Origin of the sequence: Archangium sp., from assembly GCF_036389735.1 — a bacterium.
GTDB lineage: Bacteria > Myxococcota > Myxococcia > Myxococcales > Myxococcaceae > Archangium.
In genome coordinates, this window is the sequence record NZ_DASVWK010000047.1 from 1 (window position 1) to 12,647 (window position 12,647).

A 12,647-nucleotide genomic window follows, 5' to 3' on the forward strand; every position below is an offset into this window, starting at 1 on the left:
CTCAGCACGTTGCGGTTGAAGTCCGCCGTCACCCGCGCGCTGTCGTTGTACGCCGCGAACAGCCGCTTCCTGCACTTGAGCAGGTCCGTCCCCAACAGCAGCCCCTCGCCCGGCGAGAGGCCCGCCGCCAGCTCGGCGTAGAAGCGCGTGCGCTCGGCCGGCTTCAAGTTGCCGATGGTTCCCCCGAGGAACGCCACCAGCCTCCGGCCTCCCCTCGGCAGTCGCCCCAGGTGCCGCTCGAAGTCCCCCACCACGGCGTGCACGTGCAGCCCCGGGTACTCGCCCGCCACCGTCTCGGCGGCTTGTCTCAGGAAGCGCTCGCTCACGTCGAAGGGCACGAAGCGCCTCAGTTGTCCCGTGCTCCTCATCGCGTTGAGCAGCAGCCGCGTCTTCTCGCTGCTCCCGCTGCCCAGCTCCAGCAGCGTATCCGCCCCGCTCGCCCGGGCGATGTCCCCCGCGCGCGCCTGGAGGATCTCCCGCTCGCGCCGCGTCGGGTAATACTCCGGCAGCCGCGTGATTTCGTCGAAGAGCTGGCTGCCGCGCTCGTCATAGAGCCACTTCGGCGACAGCTCCTTGGGCCGGTCCTCCGTGCACAGTCCGGCCAGCACCTCCGCGTGCAGCGCCCGCCGCGCATCCCCCGGCCGCACGTGCACCTCCACCGTCACCGAGGGCGCCCGCTCCCGCTCCAGTCCCAGCCACCCCTCGTGCCTCATCGCCTCACCTCGCGTCCCGTGCACAGCGGAAGCCGGCGAAGATGTGCCGGCGGATGGGGTAGTCCCAGTTGCGGAAGCTGTTGCGCACGGCCACCGGCGCACTCGCCCAGGCTCCACCCCTCAGCACCCGGTACTCCGGGCCGAAGAACACCTCCGAGTACTCACGGTAGGGGAACGGTTGGAAACCCCGGTAGCCGTCGAACGTGCTGGAGGTCCATTCCCACACATCCCCGAGCAGCCCCCACACGCCGTCGGAGGACACCCCCGCCGGATGGCTGCCCACGGGAGAGGGCCCCCACGTGTCCCCGCCGAGGTTGGCGTGCCCGTCCGTGGGGGGCGCCTCGCCCCAGGGGTACGTGCGGGGCTGTCCGTCCGAGCCCGTCGCCGCCTTCTCCCACTCGGCCTCCGTGGGGAGCCGCTTGCCGGCCCAGCGCGCGTAGGCGTCCGCCTCGTACCAGCACACGTGCTGCACGGGCTCGTCCCGGGGGAGGGGCTCCACCTGGCCGAAGCGTCGGCGCAGCCAGCCACCTCCGGTTTGGGGCAGCCAGAAGAGCGGGTGGTGGATGTCCTGCGACTCAATCCACTCGAAGCCCTTCGGGTCCCACCAGCGGGCGTCCGCGTAGCCGCCGGACTCGACGAAGACGAGGTAGTCCCCGTTGGTCACCGGGTGCGAGTCCAACAAGAAGGGCTCCACGTCCACGGTGTGGGCCGGGCGCTCGTTGTCGTAGGCCCAGGAGGCCTCGCTGCCCAGGCGTACCGGGCCGCCGGGGATGAAGACCTCGGACTGGGCGGCACGGGCGGGGCGCGGGCGGGGGCGCTCGACGGGCCGGTACGCGTGGCTCGTCATGAGCTGGAGCGTGGCGGCGAGCGTCTCCAGGTGCTGCTGCTCGTGCTGGGCCACCATGCCGAAGACGAAGCCGCCGCGCAGCAGCGGGTCCTCCGAGTCCTCGGGCTGGGCGTGGAGCCATTCGAGCGAGGCCTCGCGCACGCGGGCGGCGTAGGCGAAGGCCTGCTCGGGCGACAGCAGGGGCAGTCGCGAGCGCGTGGCACGTGGGTGGAGGAACGCGTCGTAGAGCGCGTCGAAGGCGGCGTCGGTGAAGGCGGGAGCGCCGAGCCGGCGCAGGAGCCACTGCTCCTCGTAGTTGGCCACGTGGGCCACGTCCCAGACGAGGGGGGACAGGAGGGGCGAGTGCTGGCGGGTGAGGGCGTCCTCGGGGAGGCCCGCGAGCATCCCCAGCAGGCGCGCGCGTGCCGCGGAGAGGTCGGTGAGGGCTCGGGCCTTCCAGGCACGGGGCTGCCGCTGGTCCGTGTCCCGTCGGGCCTCATGGGTGCTCCGCATCGTGGCGTCAAGGTAGCGAGCGGCCTGGCGGGCGACGAGCCTTCCCACCCCGGGGCGCGAGCCGCCCGTGTGGGACTGTACGCAGGGGGGGGAGGCCCGGCTGGAGATGCGTCACCCATCGGACGCGCCCGGGCGGGTTGTCGGGCGCACGACGCACGCGAGCGCCTCGGAACGGAGCGAGCGCGGCACTCACGCCACACTGAGGTCAACCCCCGCTGGAGGTCCGGCACGATGAAGCGCTCGCGCACGTGGCTGGTGGTGTTGGCGCTCTGGCTGCTGGCGCTCGCGTGCGCCGCGCCATCGACAGGGTCCTCGGCGGGAGCGCGTGCGGCGGATGCGTCGGAAGCGGAGGCGGACACGCTGGAGCGGCGCCCACCGGGCCCGTCGCGAGGGCCACCTCCCCGGGAGCCGTCACGCCCGGGGCGAGGAGGTCGGAGCCGCAATCGCAACCCCCTCGAGCCGCGCGAGCCCGTGTTCAACGCGGAGCCGACGCCGGCGCAGCGCGAAGCAGCGAGACGGCGGACCGAGAGCGCGGCCCTCGAGACGACGCTGCGGAACCGGTACTGGCGGCTGAAGGCGGAGGCGGAGCGGCTGTACCCCGACAAGGTGGGCCGCTTCGAGGAGCACCACTTCTGGCCAAGGTACCTGGGAGGACCGGCCAAGGGGCGGACGTTCAAGCTCCCGGCGCCCTATCACCAGCTCATCACCAATGCGTTCCGGGAGAGGTGGGCCTACGGTCAAAGGGCTCCTGGCGAAGCGCGGGCGAGAGAAATCATGATGGAAGTCTATGCCGAGTACCCGATTCCCCAGTTGATAGGCATCCAGGACCCGTGAGCCATGCGAGAGACCGTCGAGTTCAGAATCTCGGAGGAAAAGGCGCGGCGCTTCCTGGCGCCCGAGGATGGAAAGCCGTTGGGGCGCAGCATGCGGAAGCTGGTGCTGGACACGAATGACATCCGCTATGCGAGGGTGGAGAGGGTCGAGCGCGAACTCAAGCAACAAGGCTTGTACTTCTTCACGTACTGGGACATCCGCCGCACGTACACGAAGAAGGAGTTGGAGGCCGCGGAGCTGTTCTCCCTGAACATCCGCAATGCCTTCGAGCCGGAAGGCGAGGTGTGCGGCACGCAGTACGATGAGTCAGTGGCCTGTCCGCACTGTGGCTTCGGGGCCCGCCAGCTCAACGAGTTGAGGCTCGAGCCGGGCTCCCTGCCACGCGGCAAGGACATCACGAGGACCATCGCGTACAGCGAGATCCTCTTCTCGGCCCGGCTCGTCACGGCTCTGCGCGAGCACGGCATCACGGGGGCACGTTTCCTCCCGGTGCTGAGCAAGAACGGGCGTGGCACCATCGACTCCTGGTTCCAACTCGAGGTGACGTCCCGTCCGCTGGGCGTGGCTCCGGCGACGCGCTTCGGGTTGAACCCCTTCGACCCCGACGAGCAGGGCGAGTACCGCTGCCCGCTGGGGCACGTCGCGGGGTTGAGAATCCTTTCGGAGCTCTCCGTGCGGCGCGAGGACTGGGATGGCTCGGACCTGTGCGCCGCGAAGCAGTACGTGGGCTACCGGAGCCGCAACGGAGGCGCGTTCCGTCCCGACCCCCTGCTGCTCGTCTCCCAGCGGCTGCGCCGACTGCTCGGCGAACTGAAGGCCAAGGGATTCGAGCTCGAGGTCGCCCACCCCGTCTGAGGGCCTACTTCACCGGAGTCACCACCATCGCGCTGCCGCCCCCTCGACGGCGGGGCTCGGCGACGGCGGTGACGGTGCCATCGGCGTTGAAGCGGATGGCGGTGGTGGCGCCCAGGGGCCCCACGTCGGTGAAGCCATGGCCCCGGGCGATGAGCGCGGCGGCCTCGGGGGTGGAGAGGAACTCGGGCTCGGCCTGGCTCACGTGGTTGGCCGAGTTGCGCTGGGACACGCGCGGGGCGGCGAGGGCCTCGTGGATGGGCATGCCGAAGTCGAGGTGGTTGACGAGCGTCTGGCCCACGGTGGTGATGATGGTGGAGCCGCCGGGACTGCCGAGCGCGAGCACCGGCGCGCCGTCCTCGAGCACGAGCACGGGGCTCATGCTGCTGCGAGGCCGCTTGCCCGGAGCGGGCGCGTTGGGGTGGGGCGCGTCCATGGTGGCCGGCAGGTCGAAGTCCGTCAGCTCGTTGTTGAGGAGGAAGCCGTAGCCGGGGACGACCATTCCATTGCCGCCCTCGCCCTCGATGGTGCAGGTGTACGCGACGATGTTGCCCGCCGCGTCCGAGGTGGTGATGTGCGTGGTCTCCTTGTTGAGCACCGTCTCCTCGGCGGCGCGGCGCAGGGGCTCGGCGGGGGACGTGGGCGCGGCGGTGGCCCCACCCTGGAAGGGGAGCGGGTTGCCCGGAGCGGCGGCGAGGGTGGAGGCCCGGGCCCCGTCGAGCGCCGAGCGCCGCTGTGTGGCGTAGTCGCGCGAGAGGAGGCCCGCCTCGGGGACGGAGACGAAGGCGGGGTCCCCCAGGAAGGCGTTGCGGTCGGCGAAGGCCAGACGCGAGGCCTCCAGGTAGCGGTGGAGGAAGTCGGCGCGGGACAGGGAGGCCGGCGAGAAGGCCTCGAGCAGGTTGAAGGTGAGGGCGAGCGCGAGGCCGCCGCTGCTCGGCGCGCCCATGCCGTGCAGGGTGTAGCCCCGGTAGGAGCTCGTCACGGGCGGGCGGACGTGGACCTCGTAGCCGGCGAGGTCCTCCAGGCTCAGCACGCCGGGGCGCACGGTGCGCGCGGCGCCGGGGACGACGGGCGGGTGGGTGACGGTGTCGACGATGGCCCGGGCGATCTCTCCCCGGTAGAAGACGCGGGGGCCCCCCTGGGCGACGAGCCGGTACGTCCGGGCGAGGCCCGGGTTCTTGAAGGTGGAGCCGACGGGCCAGGGCTGCCCATCCGGGCCGAGGAAGAGGGCGGCGGAGCTGGAGAAGTCCCGGAAGCGCTCGACGTTGTGACGGGTCTGCTCGAAGAAGGTGGGGTCCACGTCGAAGCCCTGCTCGGCGACGCGGATGGCGGGCTGGAGCACGGTGGCGAGCGGGCGGGAGCCATGGCGGCGCAGGGCCTCGTCCCAGCCGAGCAGCGAGCCGGGGACGCCCACGGACAGGCCGCTGGTGACGAGTGGCTCCAAGGGGATGGGGGCGCCGTTCTCGTAGAGGCGCGAGCGCTCCAGGGCCTGGGGTGCCGTCTCGCGGTGGTCCAGGGTGACGACGCGCCCCTCCCGGGCGAGGTAGACGAGCATGAAGCCGCCGCCGCCGATGCCACAGGAGTAGGGGTCGGTGACGCCGAGCACGCTGGCGGCGGCCACGGCGGCGTCGACGGCGTTGCCCCCGGCCCGGAGGATGTCGATGGCGGCGGCGGTGGCCCGCACGTCCACGGTGGCGGCGGCGCCCCCGCGGCCGGTGGCGGTGGGCGAGGGGAGGGGCGCGGGCGTCGGGCCGGGCGCGGGCAGGGTGGCGCAGCCGGGGACGAGGCCCAGACACAGGGAGGCACTGGCGCTGAAGAGGAGCCGTCGCATGCGGAGTCCAGGGGAGGGGAGGGAGGTGCGCGCGGGCGCAGAGTACCCCGGGAGGCGCTCCGGCCACGGGTCGGGCGGGCGTCCAGCCAGGCGGCTGGTGGCTCGTCCGCGTGAGCCCGGTGTCTTGTCTGCTTCCCACCGCTCGCTCGGCCTTCGGGGAGTTCAGCGCGCGCCAATGCCTTGCACCGCACACGCGCGCCCTCGCGGGTGTTGGCTTCGCGGCGAAGCGGGGTGGGGCCGATTCGTCGGGCCCGGGCCCCATGCATACCATGTCGGTTCATGTCGGTGTCGAGGGGATGGACGGCAGCGGCCGCGGACATCGGGGGAACTCATGAATCAAGCGCTCTTGCCCGCCAGTGACAGACTGAGGAGCCTGGCCCTGCTCGCGTTGGAGGATGGACTGGAGGTAGCGCGGACGGTGGCGCATGCCTTCACGCCCTTCCTGAAGGCGCTGGACTCACGGGGCCGGTGGATGCACTTCGGCCTGGGAGACGTGGACACGGAGCGGGCGCTCTCGAGGGCGGACAGCATCATCAACGACCCGGGCCGCGAGGTGGAGGCCTACGCCATCACGCTCGACTGCGAGCTGGAGGTGGGGGGCGAGCGCACGGACGGGGTGCGGGTGGAGGCGGGCGAGCGCGGCCAGGGGGGCGGGCTGGTGCTGGTGCAGCGCTACGTGAAGCGCGCCGAGGCCCAGCGGCTGGAGCGGCTGGGCCGGCCGGAGGTGTGGGACGAGCCCACCAGCTCGCGCTTCAGCCCGGTGCCAGCGGCCTTCGCGCGCTGCGGCTTCTCCGAGGAGGAGTGGCGGGCCCTCTACGAGGCGCCCCAGCGTGCCTTCTTGAGCGTGGCCACCGCGGGCGGCCCGGTGCGTCCCCAGGCGCGCGAGGCCTTCCGGCGCTCGCTGCGGGCGGAGCTGGACTCGCGCAGCCCGCTGGTGCGCCGCGTGTGTGGCGAGGCGCTGCGTGAATTCGAGGCGTCCGAGGCGCCCCTCGGTGCGCCCCTGGCCCTGGCGCCCCTGGGCCCGCTGTGCGAGCGCGTGTCGCACCGGCTGGGCCTGGGCGAGTCCCAGCGCCTCCAGCGCTGCCTCCTGGACGTGGGCTGGCGCGTGGCCCGGGCCTCCAGCGGCGTGCGCGGGTGGTGGGGCGGGGTGCGCTCGCCGGAGCGGGGGGCGGTGAAGCGGCTCGCGAGGGCGCTCGGGCTGCCGGAGGCGGGCCGCTGAAGCCCGGGGCACTCAAGTGGGCGACTCGCGCCGGCCGAGCCCCCAGGGGCCCTGGGGGTGGGTGTCCTCCAGCTCGCGCAGCTCCAGGCCCCGCATGACGTCGTCCTGGGTGACGGTGCCCACCAGCACGCCGTCCTGCACCACGGGCAGTTGAGGCAACCGGCGCTGGCCCATCTCCTTGAGGGCTTCCCAGGCGGTGGCCTCCGGGGTGAGCTCGGGCACGGGCTGGGCCACCTGGCGCACCCGCACCTGGGCGCGCCGCTCGGCGGGCACCTGCCGCACGGAGGCCAGCAGCACCAGCCCCACCACGCGCCCGCCCTCCACCACCGGCAGGGCGCGCCGCCGCTCGAGCCGCATGCGCTCGGCCACCTCCCCGAGCGAGTCCTCCGCGTCCACCGAGGCCGTGCGCGCCACCATCAGCTCGCGCACCCGCACGCGTGCCAGCCGCGACTCCATGTCCACCTGGCGCGACTCGCCCTCGGCGCCCATGAAGACGAAGAAGGCGATGATGACGAGGATGAAGTTGCCGCCGAAGAGGCCGAGCAGGCCGAAGACGACGGCGAACAGCTTGCCGATGGCACCGGCTACCCGCGTGGCGCGCACCCGGCCCAGCCGCCCGGCGAGCAGCGCGCGGAGGATGCGGCCGCCGTCCATGGGGAAGGCGGGCAGCAGGTTGAAGAGGCCGAGGAAGACGTTGAGCGAGCCCAGGTAGAAGACGGCGAAGTACAGGTTGTAGGAGCGCGCGTGGGCCAGGGGCACGGACAGGGCGAGGAAGAGCCCTCCGAGCACGAGGCTGGTGGCGGGCCCCGCGAAGGCCATGACGGCCTCCTGCCGGGGGCCCTCGGGCATGCGGGTGATGCGCGAGACGCCGCCGATCATCATCAGGGTGATGTCGGAGACCTCACCGCCCTTGCGCAGGGCGTAGAGGGAGTGGGCGAGCTCGTGCACGAGCACGGCGAGGAAGAGGGAGACGGCGAGCCCCAGGCCCCACAGGTAGGGCGAGCCCAGGAGACGCTCGGGGGGAACCTGGGCGGCCTCGGCGGCGGCGCGGAAGGCCTGGCCGAAGAGCAGGACGAGGAAGGGCAGGACGAGAAGGAAGGAGTAGTGCACCCGGAGGGGAATGCCCCGCAGGGTGGCGATTCGGAAGGCTCCGCGCACGGTGACACCTCGCTCTGAAGGTAGCGGGCAGGACGGACGGAGGGCTCCGGCGGGACACGGCCCGGCCGGAGCCCGAGGAGGCGTCGGAGGGGGCGTCAGACGTTGGGGCTGGAGGGCTCGGAGATGCCCGAGAGCGCCTCGCCGACCTTCTCCTGGCTGACCTCGCCGGACAGGTCGCCGATGGCGACGATGCCCACCAGCTTCTTGTCCTGGTCGACGACGATGAAGCGGCGGATCTGCGTCTCCTTCATCCGGTTGAGCACGTCGTCGACGTCATCCTCGTCGAAGCAGTACTCGATGCCGGAGCTCATCGCGTCGGCGACCTGGGTGGTGTTGGGGTCCCTGCCGAGGGCGATGGCGCGCACGACGATGTCGCGGTCGGTGATCATTCCCAACACGCGCTGCCCGTCGCAGACGGGGAGGGGACCGACGTTGAGGCTGCGCATCTTCTCGGCGGCGTCGCGGAGGGTGTCATTGGGGTTGATGACTTCCACGTCGCGCGTCATCACTTCACGAATCTTCCTGGCCATGGCCGCTCCTTTTGGGGTGCCGCGGGGCGCCGGACACCCGCGCTCTCTCTAGAGAGAACCGTGGGGAGCATCCCGGCGAGGGGCAACGCGGGACAGGGCCGTCACCCCGGAGGGCATGCGGGCGACCAGGGGCTCACTGGGGACGGCTCAAGCGGGGGCGACCCACTGGCCCGGGGTGGGGGCATCGCGCCAGACGTGGCGGCCGGTGTCCGGGTCCTTGCGCAAGCGCAGGAAGTCTCCCACTCCGGTGTCGAGCGCGCGCACCTCGAGCGCCTCGGTCACCCGGCCGATGACGTCCATCACCTCGTCCCCCATGCCATGCACAGACACCTTCACCCGGGGCGTCGGCTCCCAGGGGCCCAGCTCGAAGGTGAGGGAGAAACCCTCGCCGTGGTAGGTGCCCTCGGCGGGGTGCGAGAAGATGACGGAGGGGAGCGCCTCGCGGATGCGGCGGATGACGACCTCGCGCGGGCCCAGCGGCGGGGCGGACCAGCCCTCGGGGAAGTCCCGCACCGAGTCGAATCCCGCCGCTCCCATCAAATAGACAATCCAGCTCATGCCGCACCTCGTGCTTCCAGTGGCTACTGGAAAACACAATACGTGGGCTGTCTGACATTGCCGCGAGGCGAGCCCCCCGGAAGAAGAGGGGTCGCCCCAGGGCTACGCGCCCCACTCCACGCGCAGGCGCCGGGGGCCGCGGTGGATGAGGTTGGGCAGGTAGGGCACGGACTCGCCGGGCACCAGGCGCAGGTTGGGCAGCCGCTCGAGCATCAGCTCCAGGGTGATTTGCGCCTCGAGCCTCGCCAGGGGGGCGCCCACGCAGTAGTGGATGCCGTGGCCGAAGCCCACGTGGCGCGCCGCGCTGGCGCGCTCGGGGTCGAAGCGCTCGGGCTGCTCGAAGAGGGCCTCGTCATGGTTGGCCGAGGCGAAGAGGAGGAAGAGCCGCGCGCCCGCCGGCAGCGAGGTGCCCGAGAGCTGCACGGGCTCGGTGGTGGTGCGCATCATGCCCACCACGGGCGCGTCGAAGCGCATCACCTCCTCCAGCGTGTTGCGGATGCCGGAGGGGTTCTTGCTCAGCTTCTGCCACAGGCCGGGGTGGCGCAGCAGGTGGAGGACGGTGGTGCCGAGCAGGTTGGTGGTGGTCTCCTGGCCGGCGAACATCAGCACGCACGAGAGGGCCACCAGCTCCTGGGTGCTCAAGGGGCGCTCGCCCTCGAGCCGCGCGTCGAGCAGCGAGGTGAGCAGGTCCTCCCGGGGGCTCTTGCGCCGCTCCTCGATGAGGCGGCGCAGGTAGAGGCGGAAGTCGGCGGCGCCTCGGGCGGCGCGCACGTGCTGCTCGGGGGGCAGGTTGGGGATGAAGAAGAGCTTCTCGTCATCGCACCACTGGCGCAGCTGCTCCCGGTCTCGCTCGGGGATGCCGAGCAGCTCGGTGATGACCTGCATGGGCAGGGGGCCGGCCAGGGTGGAGATGAAGTCCGCGCCCTGTCCCTTGCGCACGAGCGCGTCGAGGTGGGCGCTGGCGCTCTTGCGGATGTGGGGCGCCAGGTCGGTGACGCGGTTGAGGTTGAAGGCCTTGCCCACGAGGCCGCGCACGCGGGTGTGGCCCGGCGGATCATCCCCGAGCAGGGGGTAGTCGGGGGAGTAGTCCGCCTCCTTGAGGATGGCCTGGATGGAGGGGGGCAGCTCGATGGGCGGGCGCAGGGCGTCGCGCGAGCTGAAGCGCCGGGCGTCCTTGAGGACGGTCTGCACGTCCTGGTAGCGGCTGACGAGCCAGAAGTGGAAGGCGGGGGCGAAGGTGACGGGGGCCTCGCGGCGCAGCCGGGCGTAGAAGGGGAAGGGGTTCTCGAGCTGCGGGGACTCGAGGGGCTTGAAGTCCTGACCGAGGGAAGAGGGCATCCACCCATCTTCCCAGCTTTCGGGTCCGAGGAGAGAGGCCCTACGGAGCCGGGTCCGCCTTGGAGGCCAGCGCGAGCAGGCCCGGCAGGGGGGCCGGGGGAGCGGCGGGCAGGGGGCGCGCGTACCCGCGCCAGTCGAAGCGCTCCTTGAGCTGGAGGAACCAGCGCTCGAAGTAGCGGTAGCTCAGCCCGGCGACGAGCACGGTGAGCGCGAAGGTGAGCACGAGCTGGACGCCGGAGCCCTGGCCGGGCACGGCGCGCCGCACCGCGTTGAGCACGAGCATGTGCAGCAGGTAGATGCCGTAGCTGATGGTGCCCACGTAGCGCACCCAGGGGTGGCTCATCACGGCGGACAGGGGCTGGCGGGGGCGCAGGCAGGTGGCCACCACGAGCGACACCATCACCAGGGAGGTGAGCCCCGGGGGCGTGGGGTACCAGGCCACGGCGCCCAGGAGCAGCACGAGCAGCAGGGGCACGCTCCACACCTGACCGAGCACCGGGTACACCCAGGCGAAGCCCCGGGGCGAGTGCACCGCGAAGGCGGCGAGGCTGCCCAGGCAGATGGAGGCGGAGATGCTGGTGAGCACGCGGGTGGCGAAGTGGCCCGGCTCCAACAGCCCCAGCGAGACGAGCCACGGGGCCCCCAGGGACACGGCGAGCAGCGCGCCCATGAAGAGCACCGGCACCCAGGCGCGGCGCGACAGGCTGAGCACCAGGGGCCACACCAGGTAGAACTGCTCCTCGGTGGCCAGCGACCAGGCGAAGTAGAAGATGACGCGCTTGTCGGGGCTCTCGGGGACGAACCAGTTGCTCGTGTAGGTGAGGAAGGAGGGGAGGTTGGCGAAGAAGTCCGCGCGCACCCCCAGGTCCTTCTCGAGGAAGAACACCACGGCGGTGTAGAGGGCCAGCACCGCGTAGTAGAGGGGGAAGATGCGCAGGGCGCGGCGGGCGAGGAAGCCGCGCAGGGAGATGTGGCCCACCTGGTCGCGCTCGCGCAGCAGCAGGGTGGTGATGAGGAAGCCGCTGATGGCGAAGAAGAGGGCCACGCCGAGGTAGCCCCGGCCCACGAGGCCCGAGTGCGCGCCGCTCACGTGGTAGGCCACCACGGCGACGATGCTCAAGCACCGCAGCCCATCCAGCCCCGCGAAGAAGCGGGTGTTCAGGAAGTCATCGTAGGCCCTACGCACTTGGAAAACCTCCCGCCCCCCCCTCTTTGTAGCAGGAATGGACAATTCCAGTCCATGCGTGGGGGCGCGAGGCGCGCGGTTCAGGAGAGCAACCGCTCCACGAAGCGCAGCAGGGCCTCGGGTTCGAAGGGCTTCTGGAGGAAGTCGCTGGCGCGGGCGGTGATGAAGGCCCGGGTCTGGGGGGTGATGACGGCGCCCGTCATCAGCCCCGTGCGTCGGGCGAGGCCCGGCTCGAGCCGCTCCAGCTCGGTGACGAAGTCCAGGCCGCTCATCCCCGGCATGACCACGTCGCAGAGGACGGCGTCATAGCGCTCGCCCCGGGCGAGGAGCTGGAGCGCCGCCCGCCCCCCCGCGACGAGGTCCACCTCGTAGGACTCCAGGAGCAGCTCCCGCACCGCGGTCCCCACCGTGGGCTCGTCGTCGATCAGCAGCAGCCGGCGGCGGGGCTGGCTTCGCGGGCCGGGCTGCTCGGGCGCGCGGGGCTCCGGCACCTGTCCCGAGAAGACCGGCAGCACCAGCCGGAAGGTGCTGCCCTGTCCCGGCGTGCTGTGCACCTCGATGCGCCCGCCCATGGATTGGATGATGGATTGGCTGATGGCCAGTCCCAGGCCCGTGCCCTCTCCCACCGGCTTGGTGGTGAAGAAGGGGCTGAAGAGGTTCTCGAGCACCTCGGGGGCCATGCCCCGCCCATTGTCCTCGACCTCCACCAGCACCTGTCCCGGCCCCCCCGCCCGGACCAGGACGCGGATGCGGTTGCGCTGGGGATCGCGCTCGGAGAAGGCCTGGAGCGCGTTGACGAGCAGGTTCACCAGCACCTGGCCCAGGCGCGCCGCGTTGCCGAAGACGGGTGGCACCGCGTCCAGCTCGCGCACCAGCCGGGCCTGGTCCTGCAACTGGTGGCGCACCAGCCGCTGCGCGCCATCGATGACCTGGGGGAGCTCCACCGGGCCGAAGCGCTCCTCCTCCGAGCGCGTGAAGGCCTTCAGGTCCTGGACGATGGCCCGGACGCGCCCGGTGCCCTCGAGCGTCTCGTCCACCACCTCGCGCAGCTCGGCCACGTCCCGCGGCGTCACCTCGTCCCGCGCGAGC

12 protein-coding genes are annotated in these 12,647 nt (G+C 72.0%); 3 read left to right on the forward strand and 9 right to left on the reverse strand.

Annotation, left to right across the window (positions count from 1 at the left end; all coding sequences use genetic code 11):
• Both VF794_RS01605 and egtB read right to left on the reverse strand, forming a co-directional pair.
• Positions 1 to 713 (reverse strand): L-histidine N(alpha)-methyltransferase (locus tag VF794_RS01605; RefSeq protein WP_331107025.1); only part of this gene is annotated, 713 nt, incomplete at its 3' end.
• A gap of 4 nt (positions 714 to 717) precedes the next feature.
• Positions 718 to 2,052 (reverse strand): ergothioneine biosynthesis protein EgtB, encoded by a 1,335-nt coding sequence (gene egtB / locus VF794_RS01610; RefSeq protein ID WP_331107027.1) that lies wholly within the window; start codon positions 2,050 to 2,052, stop codon positions 718 to 720.
• Positions 2,053 to 2,283: 231 nt separating this feature from the next.
• On the opposite strand from egtB, the gene VF794_RS01615 reads away from it, so the two are divergent.
• Positions 2,284 to 2,886, forward strand: a complete 603-nt coding sequence (locus VF794_RS01615; protein ID WP_331107029.1) for a hypothetical protein — start codon at positions 2,284 to 2,286, stop codon at positions 2,884 to 2,886.
• Positions 2,887 to 2,889: 3 nt separating this feature from the next.
• Complete coding sequence (locus tag VF794_RS01620) at positions 2,890 to 3,741, forward strand: hypothetical protein (protein WP_331107030.1); 852 nt, start codon at positions 2,890 to 2,892, stop codon at positions 3,739 to 3,741.
• 4 nt (positions 3,742 to 3,745) lie between these two features.
• On the opposite strand, the gene ggt is transcribed toward VF794_RS01620, so the two are convergent.
• Complete coding sequence (gene ggt, locus VF794_RS01625; RefSeq protein ID WP_331107031.1) at positions 3,746 to 5,569, reverse strand: gamma-glutamyltransferase; 1,824 nt, start codon at positions 5,567 to 5,569, stop codon at positions 3,746 to 3,748.
• Between the two features lie 331 nt (positions 5,570 to 5,900).
• On the opposite strand from ggt, the gene VF794_RS01630 reads away from it, so the two are divergent.
• Complete coding sequence (locus VF794_RS01630; protein WP_331107033.1) at positions 5,901 to 6,788, forward strand: hypothetical protein; 888 nt, start codon at positions 5,901 to 5,903, stop codon at positions 6,786 to 6,788.
• Between the two features lie 12 nt (positions 6,789 to 6,800).
• Here VF794_RS01630 and VF794_RS01635 read toward each other — a convergent pair whose 3' ends face one another.
• From VF794_RS01635 to VF794_RS01660, 6 genes are all read right to left on the reverse strand, one after another.
• Positions 6,801 to 7,946, reverse strand: coding sequence for a site-2 protease family protein (locus tag VF794_RS01635; RefSeq protein WP_331107035.1), 1,146 nt, complete (start codon positions 7,944 to 7,946; stop codon positions 6,801 to 6,803).
• Positions 7,947 to 8,041: 95 nt separating this feature from the next.
• A complete protein-coding gene (locus tag VF794_RS01640; protein ID WP_331107037.1) occupies positions 8,042 to 8,476 on the reverse strand; it encodes a CBS domain-containing protein in 435 nt (144 codons plus the stop codon).
• A 147-nt stretch (positions 8,477 to 8,623) separates the two neighbouring features.
• Complete coding sequence (locus VF794_RS01645) at positions 8,624 to 9,034, reverse strand: hypothetical protein (RefSeq protein ID WP_331107038.1); 411 nt, start codon at positions 9,032 to 9,034, stop codon at positions 8,624 to 8,626.
• Positions 9,035 to 9,136: 102 nt separating this feature from the next.
• On the reverse strand, positions 9,137 to 10,372 hold the full coding sequence (locus VF794_RS01650; RefSeq protein ID WP_331107039.1) for a cytochrome P450: 1,236 nt from the start codon (positions 10,370 to 10,372) through the stop codon (positions 9,137 to 9,139).
• 40 nt (positions 10,373 to 10,412) lie between these two features.
• Positions 10,413 to 11,558: an acyltransferase gene (locus VF794_RS01655; protein ID WP_331107041.1), complete on the reverse strand. Its 1,146-nt coding sequence runs from the start codon at positions 11,556 to 11,558 to the stop codon at positions 10,413 to 10,415.
• An 80-nt stretch (positions 11,559 to 11,638) separates the two neighbouring features.
• Positions 11,639 to 12,647 (reverse strand): hybrid sensor histidine kinase/response regulator (locus VF794_RS01660; protein ID WP_331107043.1); only part of this gene is annotated, 1,009 nt, incomplete at its 5' end.

What these genes read in the sequence shown, in the direction of transcription:
- egtB (WP_331107027.1), bottom strand. Translation starts at nt 2,052, where the DNA reads ATGCGGAGCACCCATGAGGCCCGACGGGACACGGACCAGCGGCAGCCC.
- VF794_RS01615 (WP_331107029.1), top strand. Translation starts at nt 2,284, where the DNA reads ATGAAGCGCTCGCGCACGTGGCTGGTGGTGTTGGCGCTCTGGCTGCTG.
- VF794_RS01620 (WP_331107030.1), top strand. Translation starts at nt 2,890, where the DNA reads ATGCGAGAGACCGTCGAGTTCAGAATCTCGGAGGAAAAGGCGCGGCGC.
- ggt (WP_331107031.1), bottom strand. Translation starts at nt 5,569, where the DNA reads ATGCGACGGCTCCTCTTCAGCGCCAGTGCCTCCCTGTGTCTGGGCCTC.
- VF794_RS01630 (WP_331107033.1), top strand. Translation starts at nt 5,901, where the DNA reads ATGAATCAAGCGCTCTTGCCCGCCAGTGACAGACTGAGGAGCCTGGCC.
- VF794_RS01640 (WP_331107037.1), bottom strand. Translation starts at nt 8,476, where the DNA reads ATGGCCAGGAAGATTCGTGAAGTGATGACGCGCGACGTGGAAGTCATC.
- VF794_RS01645 (WP_331107038.1), bottom strand. Translation starts at nt 9,034, where the DNA reads ATGAGCTGGATTGTCTATTTGATGGGAGCGGCGGGATTCGACTCGGTG.
- VF794_RS01650 (WP_331107039.1), bottom strand. Translation starts at nt 10,372, where the DNA reads ATGCCCTCTTCCCTCGGTCAGGACTTCAAGCCCCTCGAGTCCCCGCAG.